Genomic DNA, 20,783 nt, shown 5'->3' on the forward strand with positions numbered 1-20,783 from the left:
CGCTGTCCGGCTGACGCGACTCAAGGCGCGCCCGGGATGTGGACGAAAGGTCAGGTGTTCGCACCTCGCGGGCCTGTCCTGGTCCGCGACCGGATCCTCCACGTCAAGGGAGAACGCATGCGCCTGCGCGCCCACTGGGCCCCGGCCGCTCTACTGTTGATCGCCCCGCTGATCGGCACCACCCCGGCCACGGCCGACACCGGCGACCGTCTCGTACCGGTGCAGAAGTCGTCCCGGGCCGTGCCCGGTCAGTACATCGTCACCCTGTCGTCCGCGCAGACGGCTGATGCCATGACCGAGGATCTCGGGGTCGCCACGCTGTTCACGTACAGCAAGGTCCTGCACGGCTTCGCGGCTTCGCTCACCCCCGCCCAGCTGGACAAGGTGCGCGGAACGGCAGGCGTCCAGGCCGTGGAGGAGAACAGCGAGGCCTCGCTCGCACCGCCGCCCGCCAAGAAGACGGCAGGTGCCCGTGCGGCCGCCACAAGCTGGGGGCTTGACCGGATCGACCAGCGGGCCCTGCCGCTGGACTCCATGTACAACGCGGCCGGTACGGGTGCCGGCGTGACCGCCTACATCGTCGACACCGGCATCGAGGCCGCCCACAGCGAGTTCGGCGGCCGGGTGGGCGAAGGCTACGACGGCATCGGCGACGGCCGGGGCGCCGAGGACTGCAACGGCCACGGCACGCATGTGGCCGGTACGGTCGCCGGCGCGACGTACGGTGTCGCGGGCTCCGCCTCGCTCGTCCCCGTCAGGGTGCTCAACTGTGAAGGGTCGGGAACCTGGGCCGGGATCATCGCGGGGCTCGACTGGATCGCCGAGAACGCCGAGCCGCCCAGCGTGGTCAACGCGTCGCTCGGCGGACCCTCGTCCGCGGCGGTCGACGACGCGTTCGACGGACTGGCCGAGCTGGGAATCCTGCCTGTCGTCGCGGCGGGCAACGAGAACCAGGACGCCTGCGACGTCTCCCCGGCGGGCGCCGACCAGGTGCTCGCCGTGGGTGCCAGCGACAACCAGGACCGGCAGGCGGACTTCAGCAACTGGGGCACCTGCGTGGAGGTGTACGCCCCCGGGGTCGACATCGTCTCCGCCAGGCTCGGCGGCGGCTCCACCGCGCTGAGCGGAACGTCCATGTCCAGCCCGCACGTCGTCGGCGTCTCCGCCCTCTATCTGGAGCAGAACCCTGCCGCGACTCCCGGGGAGGTCTCCGACTGGATGGCCGGCCAGGCCACGACGGACGTGCTGACGGATCTGGGTACCGGCTCGCCCGACCGGCTTCTGTACACCGGCGGCCTCTGACCCCCGTCCCGGCCGCACACTGATCCGCCTCCACCGAGCGGGGTCCGCACATGCGGGCCCTGCTCCGTGCTGTGCCGTGGAGCAGGCACTTTGCAGCGCCTTTCCATTGTGCGCAAACAGCTTGCGTTGATTGCGCTTCCTTGCGGTCTCTGAGGCTTCCTTCCGGTCGCACCCAAATCTCATTGAAAGCACGGTGCTTGTGCTCCCATCGCTTCTCGATCCGGATCGCTCGGTTCTGTCCCAACGGTGGACGCTCTCGCAGTTCTCTGCAATTCTCTGACCGCAAAACGCAAAACTCATGCTCAGTGAGCGCAGAAACAGGTGTCACCGAGCCGAGCAGACAGAGCCGCGCCCTCGGTGCGCTTCGCGCCGAGGCCGAAGATCGGGGACCAATGAGAGCCACACGCTGGAGATGGCGGGTTGTTTCCGCCGCGGTCACCACCAGTCTTCTGATGATCGGATGGCCGTCGCTCGCCGCCTCGGCGGCCGACGGCCCCAGCATCGCCGCGGGCAGGGCCGCGGCGGCGAGCAGTACGGGCGACGGGCACGCCGCCCGGAGCGTGACGGACGGCAACCAGTCGACGTACTGGGAGGGATCCGGCAGCTCACTTCCGCAGTGGGTGCAGACCGACCTCGGCCCGGATGCCCGGATCGACGAGGTGACGCTGAAGCTTCCCGCAGGATGGGAGAGCAGAAGGCAGACCCTCTCCATCCAGGGGAGCGCCGACGGCACGAGCTTCGCCACCCTGAAGACCTCGGGGACGTACACCTTCAGCCCCGGTACGTCCAACAAGGTGACGATCCCCTTCCCGGCCACGAAGACCCGCTTCGTACGGGTGAACATCACGGCCAACACGGCGGGACGCAACGCCCAGCTCGCCGAACTGGAGGTCCGTGAGGCCGAGGAGTCGTCGGCCGACCTCGCCGCAGGCAGGACCCTCACGGCGAGCAGCCACACCGAGGTGTACGTGGCGGCCAACGGCAACGACGGCAACAGGGCCAGCTACTGGGAGAGCCGGAACAACGCCCTCCCGCAGTGGATCCAGGCGGACCTCGGCTCCTCGGTCCGCGTCGACCGGGTCGTGCTGCGGCTGCCCGACGGCTGGGAGCAGCGGACCCAGACACTGAAGATCCAGGGCAGTGCCAACGGGTCGGAATTCAGTGACCTGACCGCCTCCAAGGCGTACACCTTCAACGCCGCGGGCGGGCAGGCGGCGACGATCTCCTTCGACGCCACCACCACCCGCTACGTACGGGTGCTGGTCACCGCCAACTCGGTCCAGCCGGCCGGGCAGGTCTCCGAACTGGAGGTCTACGGCCCCGGGACCGGCGACACCCAGGCGCCCACGGCCCCGGCCGACCTGGCCTTCACCGAGCCGGCCACCGGGCAGATCAGGCTGACCTGGAAGGCCTCCTCGGACGACACGGGTGTCACCGGTTACGACATCTACGCCGGCAACACACTGCTGACGAGCGTGGCGGGCAACGTCACCACGTTCACCGACACCCGGCCGGCCGGCGAGAGCGTCTCGTACCACGTACGGGCCCGGGACGCGGCGGGCAATGAGTCGGGCAACAGCAACACCGTCACCCGCCAGGGCACCTCCGGCGACACGCAGGCACCCACCGCACCCTCGCAACTGGCCTTCACCGAGCCGTCCGCGGGACAGATCAGGCTGACCTGGCAGGCGTCCTCGGACAACAAGGGCGTGACCGGCTACGACATCTACGCCAACAACGTGCTCCGCAGGAGCGTGGCCGGTGACACCACGACGTACACCGACACCCAGTCGGCCGGCACCACGGTCACCTATGTGGTGCGCGCCAAGGACGCGGCCGGCAACATATCCGTCGCGAGCAACTCCGTGACCCGCAACGGTTCCACGAACGCCGCGTCCAACCTCGCCGTCTCCAAGCCGATCACCGCCTCGTCGGTGGTCCACACGTTCGTCGCGGCGAACGCCAACGACAACTCCGTCACCACCTACTGGGAGGGTGCGGGCGGCAGCTACCCCCACACCCTCACCGTGAAGCTCGGTTCCAACGCAGACACCGAGAGCGTCGTCGTCAAGCTCAACCCCGACAGCAGCTGGGGCGCACGCACCCAGAACATCGAAGTGCTCGGACGGGAGCAGAACGCCACGTCCTTCACGAGCCTGGCCGCGGCCAGGAACTACGCGTTCGACCCGGCGAGCGGCAACACGGTGACGATCCCGGTCACGGCCAGGGTCGCCGACGTCCAGCTGAAGTTCACCTCCAACACCGGGGCCCCGGCAGGCCAGGTCGCCGAGTTCCGGGTGATGGGCGCTCCCGCCCCCAACGCGGACCTGCAGGTGTCGGCAGTCGGCGCCTCCCCGGCCGCTCCCGTGGAGTCCGACCAGATCACCCTGTCGGCGACCGTACGCAACACGGGCGCCCTAGCCGCTCCCGCGGGCAGGCTCGACTTCGAGCTGGGCGGCTCCAAGGTCGCCACCGCATCGGTGGGCGCTCTCGCCGCCGGCGCGTCCGTACAGGTCACCGCCGGTATCGGAGCGCGCGACGCGGGCAGTTACACACTGGGCGCGGTCGTCGACCCGGCGGGCGAGATCATCGAGGAGAACGAGACCAACAACCGCTTCACCAGCAGTTCCCCGCTGGTCGTGAAGCCGGTCTCCAGCTCCGACCTCGTCGCGAACGCGGTCACCACCGCCCCGTCCGCCCCCTCCGAGGGCGACACCGTGGCCTTCTCCGTCGCCCTCAGGAACCAGGGCACCGTGGCCTCCGCGAGCGGCAGCCACGGCATCACCCTGACTCTGGTCGACTCCAAGGGAGCCACGGTCAAGACCCTGACCGGCGCGCACAGCGGCGCCATCGCGGCGGGCTCCACGACGGCGCCGGTCTCCCTCGGCACCTGGACGGCCGCCAACGGCTCGTACACGGTGAAGGTGGTGGTCGCCGACGACGCCAACGAGCTTCCGGTGAAGCGCGAGAACAACACCCGCACCGAGTCGCTGTTCGTCGGACGTGGCGCCGACATGCCGTACGACATGTACGAGGCCGAGGACGGCGTCGCGGGCGGAGGCGCCAAGGTGGTCGGTCCCAACAGGACCGTCGGCGACGTCGCAGGGGAGGCGTCCGGGCGCAAGGCGGTCACCCTCGACAGCACGGGCAACTACGTCGAGTTCACCACCCGGGCGTCCACGAACACCCTGGTCACCCGGTTCTCCATCCCGGACTCCGCGGGTGGCGGCGGCATCGGGTCGAAACTGAACGTCTATGTGGACGGCACCTTCCTGAAGGCCATCGACCTCACGTCGAAGTACGCGTGGCTGTACGGGAACGAGACGGGACCGGGCAACTCCCCGGGCTCGGGAGCGCCCCGGCACATCTACGACGAGGCGAACCTCATGCTGGGCAGGACCGTCCCGGCAGGCAGCAAGATCCGCTTGCAGAAGGACACAGCCAACACCAGCACCTACGCGATCGACTTCGTCAGCCTGGAGCAGGTCGCCCAGGTGGCCAACCCGAACCCGGCCACGTACACCGTGCCCGCCGGCTTCACCCACCAGGACGTCCAGAACGCCCTGGACAAGGTCCGGATGGATACCACGGGCACCCTCGTGGGCGTCTACCTGCCGGCCGGTGACTACTCCACCGCCAGCAAGTTCCAGGTCTACGGCAAGGCCGTGAAGGTCGTCGGCGCGGGACCCTGGTACACCCGCTTCCACGCCCCGTCCACACAGGACAACACCGACATCGGGTTCCGTGCGGAGGCCAGTGCGAAGGGTTCGTCGTTCTCGAACTTCGCGTACTTCGGCAACTACACCTCCCGCATCGACGGGCCGGGCAAGGTGTTCGACTTCTCCAACGTCTCGGACATCGTGATCGACAACATCTGGAACGAGCACATGGTGTGCCTCTACTGGGGCGCCAACACCGACAGCGTCACCATCAAGAACTCCCGGATCCGCAACATGTTCGCCGACGGCGTCAACATGACCAACGGATCCACCGACAACCACGTCACCAACAACGAGGCGCGTGCCACCGGGGACGACAGCTTCGCGCTGTTCTCCGCGATCGACGGCGGCGGCGCGGACATGAAGAACAACGTGTACGAGAACCTGACGTCCATCCTCACCTGGCGTGCCGCGGGTGTGGCCGTGTACGGCGGGTACGACAACACCTTCCGCAACATCCACATCGCCGACACCCTGGTCTACTCCGGAATCACGGTCAGTTCGCTGGACTTCGGCTATCCGATGAACGGCTTCGGGACCGGCCCCACGGCGATCGAGAACGTGTCGATCGTGCGGTCGGGCGGACACTTCTGGGGGTCGCAGACCTTCCCGGGCATCTGGCTGTTCTCGGCCTCCAAGGTGTTCCAGGGCATCCGGATCTCCCATGTGGACATCGTCGATCCGACGTACAGCGGGATCATGTTCCAGACGAACTACGTCGGTGGACAGCCCCAGTTCCCGATCAAGGACACGGTGCTCACCTACATCTCGATCACCGGAGCACGCAAGAGCGGTGACGCGTTCGACGCGAAGTCCGGCTTCGGTCTCTGGGCCAACGAGATGCCGGAGACGGGCCAGGGCCCGGCGGTCGGCGAGGTCACGTTCAACGGGCTGAAGCTGAGCGGCAACGCCGTGGACGTCAGGAACACCACCTCCACGTTCAAGATCAACATCAACCCGTAGGGGGCCTGGGAGGTACGGAGGACCCAGAGGGTTCCACGGGAAAGGAGTAGGGATGAGGGGGTGCCTCGCGACTTCCGCGAGGCACCCCCGCCTGCGTACACTCTTTGCGGCGATAAGTCGGTGACTTGCATGAGTTGCGCTAGCGTTGCGGTCATGACGCGACGACTTGCCCAGGTGGCACAGAAGGTAGGGGTCAGCGAGGCCACGGTCAGCCGGGTGCTCAACGGCAAGCCCGGAGTCTCGCGGACGACCCGCCAATCGGTGCTGACGGCACTGGACGTGCTCGGATACGAGCGGCCGACCCAGCTGCGCGGCGAGCGGGCCAGGCTCGTCGGCCTCGTCCTGCCCGAGTTGCAGAACCCGATCTTTCCGGCGTTCGCCGAGGTGATCGGCGGCTCCCTCGCACAGCAAGGGCTCACGCCCGTGCTGTGCACCCAGACCAAGGGGGGCGTCTCGGAGGCCGACTACGTCGAACTGCTGCTCCAGCAGCAGGTGTCCGGAGTCGTCTTCGCGGGAGGACTCTTCGCGCAGGCCGACGAACCGCACGACCACTACCGGCGGCTCGCCGAGCGCCGCATCCCGGTCGTGCTGATCAACGCACCCATCGAAGGGCTCGACTTCCCCTGTGTGTCCTGCGACGACGCCGTCGCGATCGAACAGGCGTGGCGGCACCTCGTGTCCCTCGGGCACGAGCGCATTGGCCTGGTCCTCGGCCCCTCCGACCACGTCCCCTCGCGGCGCAAACTCGCCGCCGCGCTCGCCGTCGCGGGAGCGCTCCCGCAGGAGCGCATCGAGCGGTCCATGTTCTCGCTCGAGGGCGGCCGGGCCGCGGCCTCGCGCCTGCTGGAGCGGGGTGTCACGGGGATCGTCTGCGCCAGCGACCCGCTGGCGCTCGGTGCCGTTCGTGCCGCCCGCCGGCGGGGCCTCAGGGTCCCCTCGGACGTCTCGGTCGTCGGCTTCGACGACTCCGCCTTCATGAACTGCACCGAACCGCCGCTGACCACGGTCCGTCAGCCCATCGAGGCGATGGGGCGGGCGGCCGTCGAGCTGCTCTCCGCGCTGATCCAGGGCGGCACCGTGCCGCCGGGCGAGCTCCTCTTCGAGCCCGAGCTCGTGGTCCGCGGCTCGACCGCGCAGGCGTACACCTGACGGCCCCGCGGGACGGATCGCAGTCCGGGGCGGCGGGTGCGTCACCGGGCGCGTCACGCTTCGGATGCGGAAGGCTGTCAAACATTTACGAAAACTGCGCGAGATATTGCGTTCACATGTCGGCGGTGGTTGAGTAAGCCGCGCCCCGGCAGAGAGTTCGCCGAGGGCCTTCCATGCTCATGCCCGAAGGGGACCACCGATGAGAAGTGCTGGGTTCCGCCGTTCTCGCACACGTCGAACCTCCGCCGCCGCGCTCGTCACCGCGCTCGCGCTGACTGCCCTTGCCTCCTGTGGCACGAGCAGCAGCAACAGCGACGACGACAAGAGCGGTTCCGGCAGCGGCTCGTCCGATCCGTCAGCACCGCTGGACCCGAAGGCCAAGGTGACGCTGTCGATCGACTGCATGCCGCCGGCCGCGAAGGCCGCGGAGCTGCGCGAGTGGAAAGAGGACATCAAGGCGTTCGGCAAGATCTACCCGAACGTCACGATCAACGGAAAGTCCACGCCCGGACAGTGCCTGGAGCCGCCGCGCTTCACGGCGATGCTCAAGGGCAAGTCGCAGCCGGACGTGTTCTACGCCTACTTCACCGACCTGCAGCAGGTCCTGGACAACGACGGGGCGGAGGACATCTCGGCGTACGTCACCGACAAGTCCGTCCCCGCACTCAGGGACATCCAGCCCCAGGTGCTCGACGTGGCCCGCAAGGACGGCAAGCTCTACGCCCTGCCGACCAGCAACTACACCATGGGCCTGATCGTCAACCGGAAGCTGTTCACACAGGCCGGCCTGGACCCGAACACCCCGCCCTCGACCTGGGAAGAGGTCCGCGCGGCGAGCAAGAAGATCGCGGCGCTCGGCAAGGGCATCGCCGGCTTCGGCGAGTACAGCGCGGGCAACAACGGCGGGTGGCACTTCGCCGCGACGCAGTACGGCCTCGGCGGTGACGTGGTCGACGCCAGTGGCAATAAGGCGGCCTTCAACGACGAGAAGGGCAAGCAGGTCCTCCAGCAGCTGCACGACATGCGCTGGAAGGACAACAGCATGGGCCAGACCCAGCTGCTGAAGTGGGGCGATCTGCAGAAGCAGATATCCACCGACAAGCTCGGCATGTTCCTTGCCGCGCCCGACGACATCGCGTACATGGTCCAGCAACTCGGAGCCGAGTACGAGAACTTCGGGATCGGTCCGATCCCCGGCGCGCAGGGAACCCTCTTCGGCGGCAACAACTACATGATCAAGAAGGGCAGTTCGCCCGACAAGATCAAGGCGGCCGTCGCCTGGCTGAACTTCAAGAACCTCTCGCCCGGCAAGGGCCAGTTCGACTGGGCCCGCACCAAGGCCGACCAGCTGCCCGTCGGGCTGCCGCAGCCGAACTTCTTCACCGGTGAGAGCAAGGCCAAGGACGACGCCAGTCGCGTCGCCAACGCGACGATGCCCATCGAGAACTTCAAGGCCTTCATGGACAACCCCGTCCAGGGCAAGGCCGAGCCGCCGAAGGCCCAGGAGATCTACAAGATCCTCGACGTCGCGATGTCTGGAGTCCTGACCAACAAGGACGCCGACATCGACAAGCTGCTCTCCACCGCTGAGCAGCAGGTCAATCAGGTTCTGGCGAACCAGTAACGGACGCGCGGGGCCGGGTCACGCGGACCCGGCCCCGCAATCCCGACCGTCCGACTGCGAGCGACTGCACCGGCACCGAGGAGACACCATGTCGGCCCCCACCCTGTCCACGAGCAAGGCGAGCCCGCCACCGCCCGGACACCCCCGCCCCGCCCGGCCGGACTTCCCCCGCGAGGAGTTCGTGCGCGCCCTGCGCCGCAACATATCCGCGCACGGCTTCCTGATCGGCGCGGTCCTCTGCTTCTCGTTCTTCTCCTGGTACCCGATGGTCCGGGAGTTCTTCCTGGCCTTCCAGAAGACCGAGGACGGACGCACGACCTGGGCCGGCTGGTCCAACCTGAGCTACGTCTTCAACGACCCGGCCTTCTGGCAGGCCTGGCGCAACACCCTGCTCTTCACCGTCCTGGCCCTCGTGCTGGGCTTCGCGGTCCCGTTCGTCATCGCCGTCGTGCTCAACGAGTTCCGGCACGCGCAGGGATACCTGCGGCTGCTGGTCTACCTGCCGGTCATGCTGCCGCCGGTCGCCTCCGTACTGCTCTTCAAGTACTTCTACGACCCCGGCTACGGACTCTTCAACCGGATCCTGGAATTCCTCCATCTCCCCGCCCAGCAATGGCTCCAGGACCCCGACACCTCCATGCTCTCCGTCGTCATCGCGGCGACCTGGATGAACATGGGCGGAGCCACCCTCATCTACCTCGCCGCGCTCCAGGGCATCCCCGGCGAGCTGTACGAGGCGGCGGAACTCGACGGGGCCGGACTGCTGCGCAAGATCTGGCACGTCACCATTCCGCAGACCCGGCTCATCCTGTCGCTGCTGCTGCTCATGCAGATCATCGCGACGATGCAGGTGTTCACAGAGCCCTTCCTGCTCACCAACGGAGCGGGTCCCGAAGGCTCCACCACGACGGTCGTCTACCTCATCTACCAGTACGCCTTCAATTTCAACAACTACGGCAGCGCGGCGGCTCTCGGACTCGTCCTGCTCGTCGTACTCGCGGGCTTCTCCGCGGTGTACGTACGGCTCAGCCGCAACAGCGAAGACTAGGACGGGAGTACGAGGATGGCATCGAACACGCTTGTCTCCCGGCGAGGTACCGGCGGGCGCAGGGGAGGCCCCCGCGAGTCGGACCTCGGCCGCCAGCGGACCCTGATCTCGCCCGCCCAACTGGGCCGCCCCCGCGGCAAGGTCCTCTACTGGGTCATCTTCGCCGTGGTGATCGCCGCCTTCACCATCGCATTCCTCGGGCCCCTGTACTGGATGGTCACCGGGGGGCTCAAGACCACGCAGGAAGTCGTACAGAGCCCGCCCACGGCCTTCCCCACCTCGGTCCACACGGAGAACTACTCCCAGGCGTGGAACGTGATGGACCTGTCCCGGCTGCTCTTCAACACCCTGTACTACGCGTTCGGCGCGCTGGCCTTCCAGCTGATCTTCGACGTCGCCGCCGCCTACTCGCTCTCCAAGCTGCGGCCGGTCTTCGGCAAGGTCATTCTCGGCATGATGCTCGCCACCCTGATGATCCCGGCGACCGTCCTCGTCGTACCGCAGTACCTCACCGTGCTCGACGTGCCGATCTTTGAGCGCAACCTGCTCAACTCGCCGTGGGCGATCTGGCTGCCGTCGGTCACGAACGCCTTCAACATCTTCCTGCTGAAGCGGTTCTTCGACTCGATCCCACGCGAACTGCTGGACGCCGCCGCCATCGACGGAGCCTCACCCCTGCGCACCCTGCGCTCCGTGGTGCTGCCGATCTCCCGGCCGATCCTCGGCGTCGTCTCCATCTTCGCCGTCGTCGGAGTCTGGAAGGACTTCCTCTGGCCGATGCTCACCCTGCCCGACCCGAGCAAGCAGACGCTCAACGTGGGCATCTACTCCCTGGCCAGCGGAGTCCCGGAGAACGTCCTCATCGCCGCGCTCACCATCGCGTCCGTCCCGACGCTGCTGATCTTCCTTCTCTTCCAGCGCAACATCATGAGCGGTCTCACCGCGGGCGGCCTCAAGGGCTAGGGATTCTCGTCCGGATCACGATCCCGCCTGATCCGGACGGAAGACCCCAGCAGCACCCCTGCCGCCCCCCACCAGCACTCCGCCGCCGGCCATCCCACCACGCGCCCCGTGTCCGGGGCCGGCGGCGGAGTACCACCTGCCCGAAAGGAACGCCACGTGGCAGCCATCCGTCCGACCGAGGCCACCGCAACCTGGTGGCGCGACGCCGCCATCTACCAGATCTACGTACGCAGCTTCGCCGACGGCGACGGAGACGGCACCGGCGATCTCGCGGGAGTACGGGCCAGGCTGCCCTACCTCGTGGAGCTGGGTGTGGACGCCCTCTGGTTCACCCCCTGGTATCTCTCGCCCCTGGCCGACGGCGGCTACGACGTCGCCGACTACCGCGTCATCGACCCCGCCTTCGGTCATCTCGCCGAAGCCGAGAAGCTGATCGCCGAGGCCCGTGCACTGGGCATACGCACCCTCATCGACATCGTTCCGAACCACGTCTCCGACCGGCACAGCTGGTTCCGGGCGGCTCTCGCGGCGGGCCCCGGCAGCCCCGAGCGCGATCTCTTCCACTTCATGCCAGGACGCGGTGAGAACGGTGAGATCCCGCCCAACGACTGGGTGTCCGAATTCGGCGGCACCCCCTGGACCAGGCTCGACGACGGCCAGTGGTACCTCCACCTGTTCGCTCCCGAGCAGCCCGACCTCAACTGGGCACACCCGGCCGTCCGCCAGGAGCACGAGGACGTACTGCGCTTCTGGTTCGAACGGGGAGTGGCGGGCGTACGCATCGACTCGGCGGCCCTGCTGGCCAAGGACCCGGCACTGCCGGACTTCACCAAGGGCGTCGACCCCCACCCGTACATCGACCGCGACGAACTCCACGGCATCTACCGCGCCTGGCGTGCGATCGCCGACGAGTACGAGGGCATCTTCGTCGGCGAGGTATGGCTTCCCGACTCCGAGCGCTTCGCCCGCTACCTGCGGCCCGACGAGCTGCACACCGCCTTCAACTTCAACTTCCTGGCCTGCCCCTGGGACGCCCGGCTGCTGCGTACCGCGATCGACGACACCCTCGCCGAGCACGCGCCGGTCGGCGCCCCCGCGACCTGGGTGCTGTGCAACCACGACGTGACACGCACCGTGACCCGGTACGGACGCGAGGACACCGGGTTCGACTTCGCCGCCAAGGTCTTCGGCACCCCCACGGATCTGGAACTCGGTACCCGCAGGGCCCGGGCCGCCGCCCTGCTCTCGCTCGCACTGCCCGGCGCCGTCTACCTGTACCAGGGCGAGGAGCTCGGCCTTCCGGAAGCCGACATCCCGCAGGCGCGGATCCAGGACCCCATGCACCTGCGCTCCGGCGGGATCGACCCCGGCCGCGACGGCTGCCGGGTGCCGCTGCCGTGGGCCGAACAGGAACCGCACGCCGGATTCGGGTCCGCGGACGAACCCTGGCTGCCGCAGCCGGCCTCCTGGCCGTCGTACGCCGCCGATCGCCAGAACCGCGATCCCGGCTCGATGCTCAACCTGTACCGCGAAGCCCTGAGTCTGCGCCGCAGCGAACCCGGATTCGCCGCAGCCGCCGCGGAAACGGCGGACGGCCGGCTGAACTGGCTGCCCTCGGAACCCGGGGTGCTCGCCTTCACCCGGGCCCACGGCCTGATCTGCGCCGTCAACCTGTCCGGGGCTCCGGTGCCGCTCCCCGACCACACCGAGGTGCTGCTGACCAGTGCTCCGCTGGACGGCTCCGGCCTGCTGCCCAGTGACGCGGCGGCCTGGCTGCGGAGCTGATACCGCCACCGGGCCGGGCCGTCACCGTACGCATCGGTGGCGGCCCGGCCCGAGGCGGATAGCGGGGGAGCGGAGGCTGCGGCACAGTGGTCGTATGGATGATCTCAACGCTCTCGCCGACGAGCACCTGACCGCAGCCCGCGCCAGCGCGCACGGGCGCAGCGCGCACCTGCTGCTGCGGCAGGAACCGCTGCGGCAGACGGTGATCGCACTCACCTCGGGATCCGCCCTCGACGAGCACAACGCACCCCCCGCCGCCTCGCTCCAGGTACTGCGCGGCCGGGTCCGGCTCACCGCCGCCTCCGGGGACGTGGAACTGACCACGGGCGGGCTGCACCCGATTCCCCAGGAACGGCACGGGCTGCTGGCACTCGAGGACGCCGTGGTGCTGCTGACAGCTGTCAACGACTGAGCGCCCAGGAATACACCTGCGATACGGAGGCATGAGAGAAAGGTGGCAGCCGGGCCGTTCTCCGACGCCGTCCGGCCCGCCGATTCTTCCTTCGTCCCCCGGAGTACCAGCGTGCCCAGCAGGACCGACGCCCCCGCCGCGGACAGCACCGCGCCCCCTTCCGGGCGGGCCGCACCGAGCTGGCGCACCGCCTTGCGCCGTACTCCCCTCTCGCTCTGGAACGACGACCTCTCCGACTGGGCAGCGGCCCTCACGTACTACGCCATCCTCGCCCTGCTCCCGGCGCTCCTGGTCACGGTGTCCGTCATCGGCCTCGCGAGCCCCGGCGCCACCAACGCCCTGATCATCGACATCACGGCCTTCGCGCCCGCCGAGTCCGGAGCGGCGCTGCGCCAGCCCCTGGAGGCGGCCACCCACGAGCGCACCGCCGTCTGGCTCCTCGTGGCCACCGGGAGCGTCAGCGCCGTGTGGTCGGCCTCCAGCTACCTGGCGGTCTTCCGCAGAGCGCTGCACGCCATGCACGACGTGAAGGACACCAGGCCCGCCCTGCGCCAGGCGCACATCATCGTGGCGTCCGCGATCGGACTGCTCGTCCTGCTGATGGCCAGCGCGTTCGCCCTGGTCCTCACCGGTCCGCTGGCCCGCTGGTTCGGGGAACGGACTGGCCTGACCCACGCCGGTGAGACTGTCTGGGCGGTCCTCAAGTGGCCCGTGCTGCTCTGCCTGGTCGCCTGTCTGATCCTGGTCCTCTTCAGCACCGGTCCGCGTACCGCCCGGGGCGTCCGGCGCGGGCTGCCGGGCGGAGTGCTCGCGGCGTTCCTGTGGCTGTTCGCGTCGGCCGGATTCGCTCTGTACGCCACCCACATCGGCAGCTACAGCCGGCTGTACGGTTCGCTGGCCGGTCTGGTCGTCTTCCTGATCTGGATCTGGTTCACCAATCTGGCACTTCTGGCCGGTGCCCAGTTCAACGTCGAACTCGGGCGCTTGAAGGGCGGCGACAGCTGAGGGCAAAGCCCTTGTGGGAGCGCTCCCAAATAGGCAGGATGGGGCGATGACCCAGGCAGCGCACGTACGTCCCTACCGACCCGGCGACCGTGAGGCCCTTGCGGAGATCTGCATCCGCACAGCGGACAACGGCGGTGACTCCCGGCATCTGTACCCCGATCCGGAGCTGATGCCGGCGCTGTTCGCGGCGCCCTACGCGTACCTCGAACCCGAGCTGACGTTCGTCCTGGACGACGGGTCCGGGCAGGCGGTCGGCTACATCCTGGGGACCGCGGACACCCGGCAGTTCGTGGACGCGTTCCGCAAGGTCTGGCTCCCGCTGGTGACGGAACGCTTCCCCCGGCCCGACGGAACGCCGAGCACCTCCGTCGAGGAGATGACCGCGCTTCTCTACAACCCCGAACGCATGATCCTTCCCGAGCTGGACGGACATCCGGCGCATCTGCACATCGACCTGCTGCCGCCCTGGCAGCGCAAGGGGCACGGGAGGGAGCTGATGGGCACCTTCCTGGACGCGCTCCACTCCAAGGGGGTCCCGGCCGTCCATCTGTCGATGCTGGTGGCGAACACCCCGGCCAGGGCCTTCTACGACCGCCTCGGATTCCGTGAGATCGAGGTCCCCGATCCGGGGCCACTCGCCTATGTGGGACGTTCCACCGAGGGGTGTGGCGACGACCGGCTGGGCAGGTAGTCAGCTGCGAGCCCGGGTGAGGGCCGAGGCAGCCGGTACGGAGGAGTGAGAGACGTGACGGAGCAGAGTGCGTGGAGGTTCGCGGACGACCGGGGGCAGCAGCTGGCGGCGGAGCGGCGCCCTTCGCGCGTGCTCGCCTACGTCCAGGCCGGAGCGACGCTGTGGGACTACGGTGTGCGCCCGGAGGGGATCTTCGGTTCCGGCCATGACGGTACGGCGCCCGACCGGGCGAAGACCGGCACGCTCCCGCTGGACACCGTCGACTACCGGGGTGCGGGCGCGGGCCTGGACGTGGAGACCCTCTTACGCGGACGGCCGGACCTGGTCGTCGCCGTCAGCTACGGCCACGGACAGGTCTACGGGCTGGACCCGGACGCCGCCAAGCAGTTGGAGGGGCGGGTACCGGTCGCCGTGATCGACGTGGGTCAGGCGCGCACGCTGGACCGCACAGCCGAACGGTTCGCCGAGCTGGCCCGCTCGCTCGGCGGCGCACCGGTCCCGGGTGTCGCCGAGGACCTGGAAGCCGCCAGGGCGCGGCTGCGCGCCGTGGCCGGAGCCGTTCCCGGCGGCCCGAGGGTGGTGGCACTGTCCCCGGCCGGCCAGGAGCAGGCCCACATCGCCCGCCCGCCGATGTGGCCCGAGCTGCGGGTGCTGGCCGAGCTGGGGGTCAACCTCGTGTCACCGGCCGCGGGCGGGGGAGTCAACTGGTCCACCACGGACTGGGGCCGGGCGGCGGAATTCCGGCCGGACGTCGTCCTCGCGGACGTCCGGTCGAACGCGACCCCGCTCGGTGAGATCGGTGCACCGGACTGGCGGGCGGCCACGGAGGCGGTGTGGATCGTCCCGTGGAACCCGGAGCCCTTGTGCAGTCCCCAAGCCCATGCCCGCTTCCTCGCGCTGGTGGCGGACGCCCTGGAGGGGGCGCGGAACGACTGAACAGGTTTCCCAAAAATATTCTGCAAAAATACTTTGGGAAAGTGCGGATCTCATCTAGCCTGCTGCCATGGACAGCGACGGCTCACCCCGAAAACTCGATCCCGCGCAGGACTCGGCAGCGCTGAAGGCGCTCACCCACCCGCTGCGTCTCCGGCTGCTCGGCCTGCTGCGGCAGCACGGTCCGGCCACCGCGAGCGAGCTGGCGGTCAGGACGGGAGAGTCGTCGGCGTCGACCAGCTACCACCTGCGCGTGCTGGCCAGGTACGCGTTCGTCGCGGAGGCTGAGCACCGGGACGGCCGCGAGCGACGGTGGCAGGCCGTGCACGCCGTCACCTCGTGGAGCAACGATGGGATGCTGGCCACGTCAGAGGGCCGGGCGGTGCTGGGCACGTTCTGGCGTCGCTCGCTCGAGCACCTGCAGCAATCGGTGGTCCAGCACGAGGCGGACATCGAGGACGGCAGGCTGGGGGAGGAGTGGCACGAGCCCTCCGGTGTCAGCGACCTGATGCTCCGACTGACACCGGAATCCCTGAGAGAGCTCTGGGACGCGTTCGAAGCCAAGGTGGCGGAGCTGAACGCCCGGGACGAGCACGATCCGAGGGCCGAGCAGGTCGTGCTGGTCACGGCCGGACTCCCGCTGGCGGCGAGCGAACCCACGTCACCTGAGTCCGCGAATCCCCTCACCGCGGACCTCCGCTCCGACCGCGACACACGTACCGGCGGCACTCGCGCCGACGTCACGTCCGAGGCCGGCCCGCGCTCCCAGGGCACCTCATGACCCGGCCCGCGCCCGCCACCGCGCGCACCGGGCTGGACGAACGCACCGCGCGGCGCCGCTTCGTCACGGTGTCGTTCCTGTTCTGGCTGCCGGCCGGCCTGACCGCCGCGCCCATGGTTCTGCTCTTCACCGAACGAGGCCTGGCCCTCGCCGCCGTGGCCGCGGCCTTCGCCGCACACTCCCTCACCGCCGCCGCCCTGGAACTCCCCACCGGCGGGCTCTCCGACGTCATCGGGCGCCGTACCGTCCTGGCCGGCGCCGGAATCCTCAACGTGTGCGCCCTCACCCTCATAGGACTCGGAACGGCCGGCTGGGTCCTCGCCCTCGGCATGGCGCTGATGGGCGCGGGCCGGGCCCTGTCCAGCGGACCGGCCGAAGCCTGGTACGTCGACACCGTGCACGCCCGCTCCGGCCCCGACACCGACCTGCGCACGGGACTGGCGCGCGGCGGCGCCGCGTCCTCGGCCGCCATGGCACTCGGCATGATGCTCGGCGGCGCGCTGCCCTGGCTGCTCGGCCTCGGCCCGGACTTCGGCGCCCGGCTGCGCGCGTACACCTCCGACCTCGTACTGCCGCTCTCCGTCCCCGTCCTCCTGGGTGTGGCCGTCGAGACCGTCTTCGTCCTCTACGCCCTCACCGCACTGCCCGAACCTCCCCGCCCCCGGGCCACCCTGCGGGGTGTGCTGCGCGGTGTTCCGGAGGCCATCGGCGCGGGTCTGAGGCTCGGCGCCCGGGACACGCTGATCCGCCGCATCCTGATGACCGCGGGCGCCGCCGGCACCGCGCTGGCCGCACTCGAACTGCTCACGCCCGGCCGCGCCGCAGCCATCACCGGAGCCTCCGAGTCCGGGGCGGTGCTCTTCGCGGGACTGGCAGCCGTCGGGTTCGTCTGCTCGGCAGTCGGCAGTCAGATCGCCCCGCTCGTCGCCCGGTTCGCGGGCGGGAGCGAGCGTGCGGTCCTGGCGAGTCTCGCGGCGAGTGCCACCGGTCTCCTGATGCTCGCAGCGACCGTGTCCTTCACCGGGGCGGCCGCCCTGACCTTGGCCGTCGCCGGATACGCCCTGGTGTACCTGGGGCTCGGGGCCGCCGGTCCCAGCGAGAACGACCTCCTGCACCGCCGCGTCGACACCTCGGGCCGAGCGACGGCCCTTTCCGTGCAGTCACTCTCGTTGCAGCTCGTCGGGGCGGCCGGAGGGCTGGTCACGGGTGTGCTGCCCGCAGGCCCCCTGCCCTGGCTGCTCGGTGCCACGGCGCTGCTGGCAGGCGCCCTGCTGTGGGTCCGTCGCGCCGCCGGCCCTGCCGTACGGCTCAGCGGCCGGCCGGGACCCGTCACGGGAGACGGCATCGGCTGACGTCCGCACGCACCGCCGCGCGTGAGGGACGCCCCTGGTGTCGGTACCGGGCGCGGGGTCTCCCGGAACCCTCCGCGCACGAGGCAGAATCGGCGGCAGCGTGTCCGCCGACCACCGCGTGCCGGACACTCCCGCCCGGCGCCACTCCTGGAGATCCTCCTCATGCTCGACAGACTCGCTCTGCTGGTCATCGGCGAATGCGTCGCCGACATCGTCCGGGAGCCGGGCGCGGCAGACCGCGTCCACGCGGGCGGCAGCCCCGCGAACGTCGCATACGGTCTGGCCCGCCTGGGCCGGAGCACCACGCTCCTCACCCAGCTCGGCCAGGACGTGAACGGACGGCTCATCCGGGACCATCTGGCATCGGCAGGCGTCCGTGTGCACACCGACGGGCGCGGCGCGCCCACACCGTCCGCCGCCGTCACCCTGGACGACGCGGGGCGGGCCTCGTACACCTTCGAGATCACCTGGTCACTGGCCCCGGTGACGCCGGAGCGGCCGCCGCAGCATGTGCACACCGGGTCGATCGCCGCCGTCGTCGAGCCGGGGGCCGGTACGGTCCTGGCCACCGTCGAAGCACTCCGGGCGACCGCGACCGTCAGCTACGACCCGAATGTGCGCCCTGAGCTGATGGGAGACCACACCGAGGCCGTACGCAGGGTCGAACGCTGTGTCGCCCTCAGCGACGTGGTCAAGGCGAGCGACGAGGACCTGGCGTGGCTGTACCCGGGTGAGACACCGGAGGAGACCGCCGGGCGGTGGCTGCGCTCCGGTCCTGCGGTCGTCCTCGTCACGCGGGGAGCCGAAGGGGCGCTGGCGGTTCTCCCCGGTGCGACGGTGAAGGTCGACGCGGTGCCCGTCCGGGTCGTCGACACCGTGGGAGCGGGTGACGCGTTCATGTCCGGCACGCTGCACAGCCTGGCTGCGCACGGACTGCTCGGAGAGGGCGGCCGCGCGCGGCTGCGTTCACTGGACACCGGGACGCTGGGCGACGTGCTGCGCCACGCGGCGGCATCGGCCGCCGTGACCGTCGCACGGGCCGGTGCCCTTCCGCCCGATGTGGAGGAGCTGGCGGCGGGACTGACCGGGGCACCTGTCCCCAAGGCCTGACAACGCCGGTGTCCTCCCGCCCGCCCCGGTCGTTTAGTCCTTCATGACCGTGACCCTTACCGACACCGTTAAACCGTCCACGGCCGATCTGCTGACCGGCGTCGTCCTCGGCGCGGACTTCCGCCGGGAGCACGGCTTCTGGCGGCGGCTGATCGGTACAGAACCGTTCCGCCGCCCCGCGGGCGGTACGCCCGAAGAGCGTCTCGCCCTCGCCTACGACCGGCTGCGCATCCTCAACCGCTCCCTCGACAGCGGAGCCCGCCTCGCAGCCGACCCGCGCGCGCTGGCCGCCCTGCACGAATGGCTGGGCCCGGTGGACCCCGCGCTCACCACCGTGGCGGGCATCCACTACAGCCTCTTCCTCGGCAGTCTCCTCGACCACGACGCAGGCACGGACCGCGATCTGTCCGACTTCCTGGGGATGCGGCGCATCGGCACGTTCCTCTGTACGGAGGTGGCGCACGGCAACGACGCGGCCTCCCTGGAGACCACCGCGACGTACGACCGTGAGCGGGACGGGTTCGTCCTGCGCACCCCGAACGCGGGGGCGCAGAAGTTCATGCCCAACACCAGCCCGGCGGGCGGACCGAAGACCGGTCTCGTCGCCGCACGTCTCCTCGCCGACGGTAAGGACCACGGCGTCCACCTCTTCCTGGTGCCGCTCACCGACGACGTACAGGCTCTTCCAGGGGTACGGATCCGGCGGTTGCCGGCCCGGATGGGCAGCCCCGTGGACCACTGCCTGACCTCGTTCGACCGGCTGTTCGTCGGGCGGGACGCCCTGCTGGGGGAAGGGAGGGGACTCGGCGGGGACGGCGAGGTCAGCAGCACCCCCGCCGACCGGCGGCGCCGCTTCCTGACATCCATCGGCCGTGTGACCCCGGGGCGGATCTCCATGAGCGCCTGCGCGGCCGGCTCCGCCCGCGCCACGCTTGCGGTAGCCGTCCGCTACGGCAGCCATCGCATGGTCTCCGGCGCCCGGGGCGCCGGGCAGATTCCGGTGAACGCCCACCGGACCCACCACGGGCCGCTCGCCTCGGCGATGGCCACCGTCTTCGCCATGAGTCTGCTGCACCGCAGGGCACTCGACCGGTGGGAGCGCCGCACCGACGCGGACAGGGCGGAGGCGGAGCGCCTGGTGGCCGTCGCCAAGGGGTGGATCACCTGGCAGGCCCGCTCGGTCATCGTCGAGTGCCGTGAACGCTGCGGGGCGCAGGCACTGTTGGAGAACAACGGCATGACGGAGCTGGTCACCGGAATCGAAGGTGCCATCACGGCGGAGGGCGACAACCTCGCCGTCCACGCCAAGGCGGCGGCCGACATGGTCTTCGCCCCCGAACCCGCCTCCGTGGACCCCTCGCAGGACGCGGCGGACGGGACCGGCGACACCCCGGCCGACCGGACCCCCGGTGAGCTGGCCGACCCCCGGTTCCTCGGCAGGCTCCTCGACGCGGTGGAGGACATCTGGTTCGCCCGGGCCAGGAAACGCGCGCTCCGGGCAGCGCACGGCGACCCCCTCGCGCGGTGGAACGCGGCCTCCGGAGCCGCACTGCGCGGGGTCGAGGCCCACGCGTACAGACAGGCGGCCGAAGGCTACGCCGAGGCGCTGACAACGCTCCCCGAGGGCGCCGCCCGGGAGCGGCTGGCCGAACTGGAGCGGCTTTTCGCCCTCCAGTGGGTGGCCCGCAACAGCGGGGACCTGCTGGCGGCAGGTCACCTGACCCCCCAGCAGGTCGACGAACTGCCCGAAGCCACCGAGGAACTGATCGCAGCCGTCGCCGCACACGCACCCGAACTGGTCGAGTCCTTCGCGCTGCCGGAAGAGCTGCTCGCCGACTGGCCGATCGCGGGACCGGACTACGCCGACGCGTACGACGACGCGAAGGGCCCCTGGCACCAGGGGTCCGCCGAGCCGTCGCCGCCCGCCGCGCCGTGAGCGACCGACG

Annotated in this window: 15 protein-coding genes; all 15 read left to right on the forward strand. The window is 69.8% G+C overall.

The features are described 5' to 3' along the window. Nucleotides 1–117 precede the first annotated feature (117 nt). The 15 genes from OG844_RS42425 to OG844_RS42495 all read left to right on the forward strand — a co-directional run bounded on the left by OG844_RS42425 (nucleotide 118) and on the right by OG844_RS42495 (nucleotide 20,773). Nucleotides 118–1,302, forward strand: a complete 1,185-nt coding sequence (locus OG844_RS42425) for a S8 family serine peptidase (RefSeq protein WP_406395983.1) — start codon at nucleotides 118–120, stop codon at nucleotides 1,300–1,302. 392 nt (nucleotides 1,303–1,694) lie between these two features. Then, nucleotides 1,695–5,984, forward strand: a complete 4,290-nt coding sequence (locus tag OG844_RS42430; protein ID WP_406387948.1) for a discoidin domain-containing protein — start codon at nucleotides 1,695–1,697, stop codon at nucleotides 5,982–5,984. 153 nt (nucleotides 5,985–6,137) lie between these two features. Further along, nucleotides 6,138–7,133, forward strand: a complete 996-nt coding sequence (locus OG844_RS42435; protein ID WP_406387947.1) for a LacI family DNA-binding transcriptional regulator — start codon at nucleotides 6,138–6,140, stop codon at nucleotides 7,131–7,133. Nucleotides 7,134–7,332: 199 nt separating this feature from the next. After that, entirely contained in the window at nucleotides 7,333–8,757 is a 1,425-nt protein-coding gene (locus OG844_RS42440) for an extracellular solute-binding protein (protein WP_406387945.1), read from the forward strand. An 88-nt stretch (nucleotides 8,758–8,845) separates the two neighbouring features. Continuing rightward, entirely contained in the window at nucleotides 8,846–9,805 is a 960-nt protein-coding gene (locus tag OG844_RS42445; protein WP_406387944.1) for a carbohydrate ABC transporter permease, read from the forward strand. A 15-nt stretch (nucleotides 9,806–9,820) separates the two neighbouring features. Further along, nucleotides 9,821–10,768: a carbohydrate ABC transporter permease gene (locus tag OG844_RS42450; RefSeq protein WP_351176996.1), complete on the forward strand. Its 948-nt coding sequence runs from the start codon at nucleotides 9,821–9,823 to the stop codon at nucleotides 10,766–10,768. 156 nt (nucleotides 10,769–10,924) lie between these two features. Then, nucleotides 10,925–12,553, forward strand: coding sequence for a glycoside hydrolase family 13 protein (locus OG844_RS42455; protein ID WP_406387943.1), 1,629 nt, complete (start codon nucleotides 10,925–10,927; stop codon nucleotides 12,551–12,553). A 94-nt stretch (nucleotides 12,554–12,647) separates the two neighbouring features. Beyond that, entirely contained in the window at nucleotides 12,648–12,965 is a 318-nt protein-coding gene (locus OG844_RS42460) for a cupin (protein ID WP_351176990.1), read from the forward strand. Nucleotides 12,966–13,076: 111 nt separating this feature from the next. After that, nucleotides 13,077–13,970, forward strand: coding sequence for a YihY/virulence factor BrkB family protein (locus OG844_RS42465; protein ID WP_406387942.1), 894 nt, complete (start codon nucleotides 13,077–13,079; stop codon nucleotides 13,968–13,970). Between the two features lie 46 nt (nucleotides 13,971–14,016). Beyond that, a complete protein-coding gene (locus OG844_RS42470; RefSeq protein WP_406387940.1) occupies nucleotides 14,017–14,661 on the forward strand; it encodes a GNAT family N-acetyltransferase in 645 nt (214 codons plus the stop codon). Between the two features lie 54 nt (nucleotides 14,662–14,715). Then, nucleotides 14,716–15,597 (forward strand): ABC transporter substrate-binding protein, encoded by an 882-nt coding sequence (locus OG844_RS42475; RefSeq protein ID WP_406387939.1) that lies wholly within the window; start codon nucleotides 14,716–14,718, stop codon nucleotides 15,595–15,597. A 67-nt stretch (nucleotides 15,598–15,664) separates the two neighbouring features. Continuing rightward, entirely contained in the window at nucleotides 15,665–16,375 is a 711-nt protein-coding gene (locus OG844_RS42480; RefSeq protein ID WP_406387938.1) for a helix-turn-helix domain-containing protein, read from the forward strand. After that, on the forward strand, nucleotides 16,372–17,727 hold the full coding sequence (locus OG844_RS42485; protein ID WP_406387936.1) for an MFS transporter: 1,356 nt from the start codon (nucleotides 16,372–16,374) through the stop codon (nucleotides 17,725–17,727). Before OG844_RS42480 ends, OG844_RS42485 begins: the two co-directional genes overlap by 4 nt. Before the next feature lie 162 nt (nucleotides 17,728–17,889). Beyond that, the gene (locus OG844_RS42490) at nucleotides 17,890–18,837 is read left to right on the forward strand and encodes a carbohydrate kinase (RefSeq protein ID WP_406387935.1); all 948 of its coding nucleotides are present in this window, start codon (nucleotides 17,890–17,892) and stop codon (nucleotides 18,835–18,837) included. A gap of 43 nt (nucleotides 18,838–18,880) precedes the next feature. Further along, a complete protein-coding gene (locus OG844_RS42495) occupies nucleotides 18,881–20,773 on the forward strand; it encodes an acyl-CoA dehydrogenase (RefSeq protein ID WP_406387934.1) in 1,893 nt (630 codons plus the stop codon). Nucleotides 20,774–20,783: the final 10 nt, after the last annotated feature.

Source organism: Streptomyces sp. NBC_00887, from assembly GCF_045207585.1.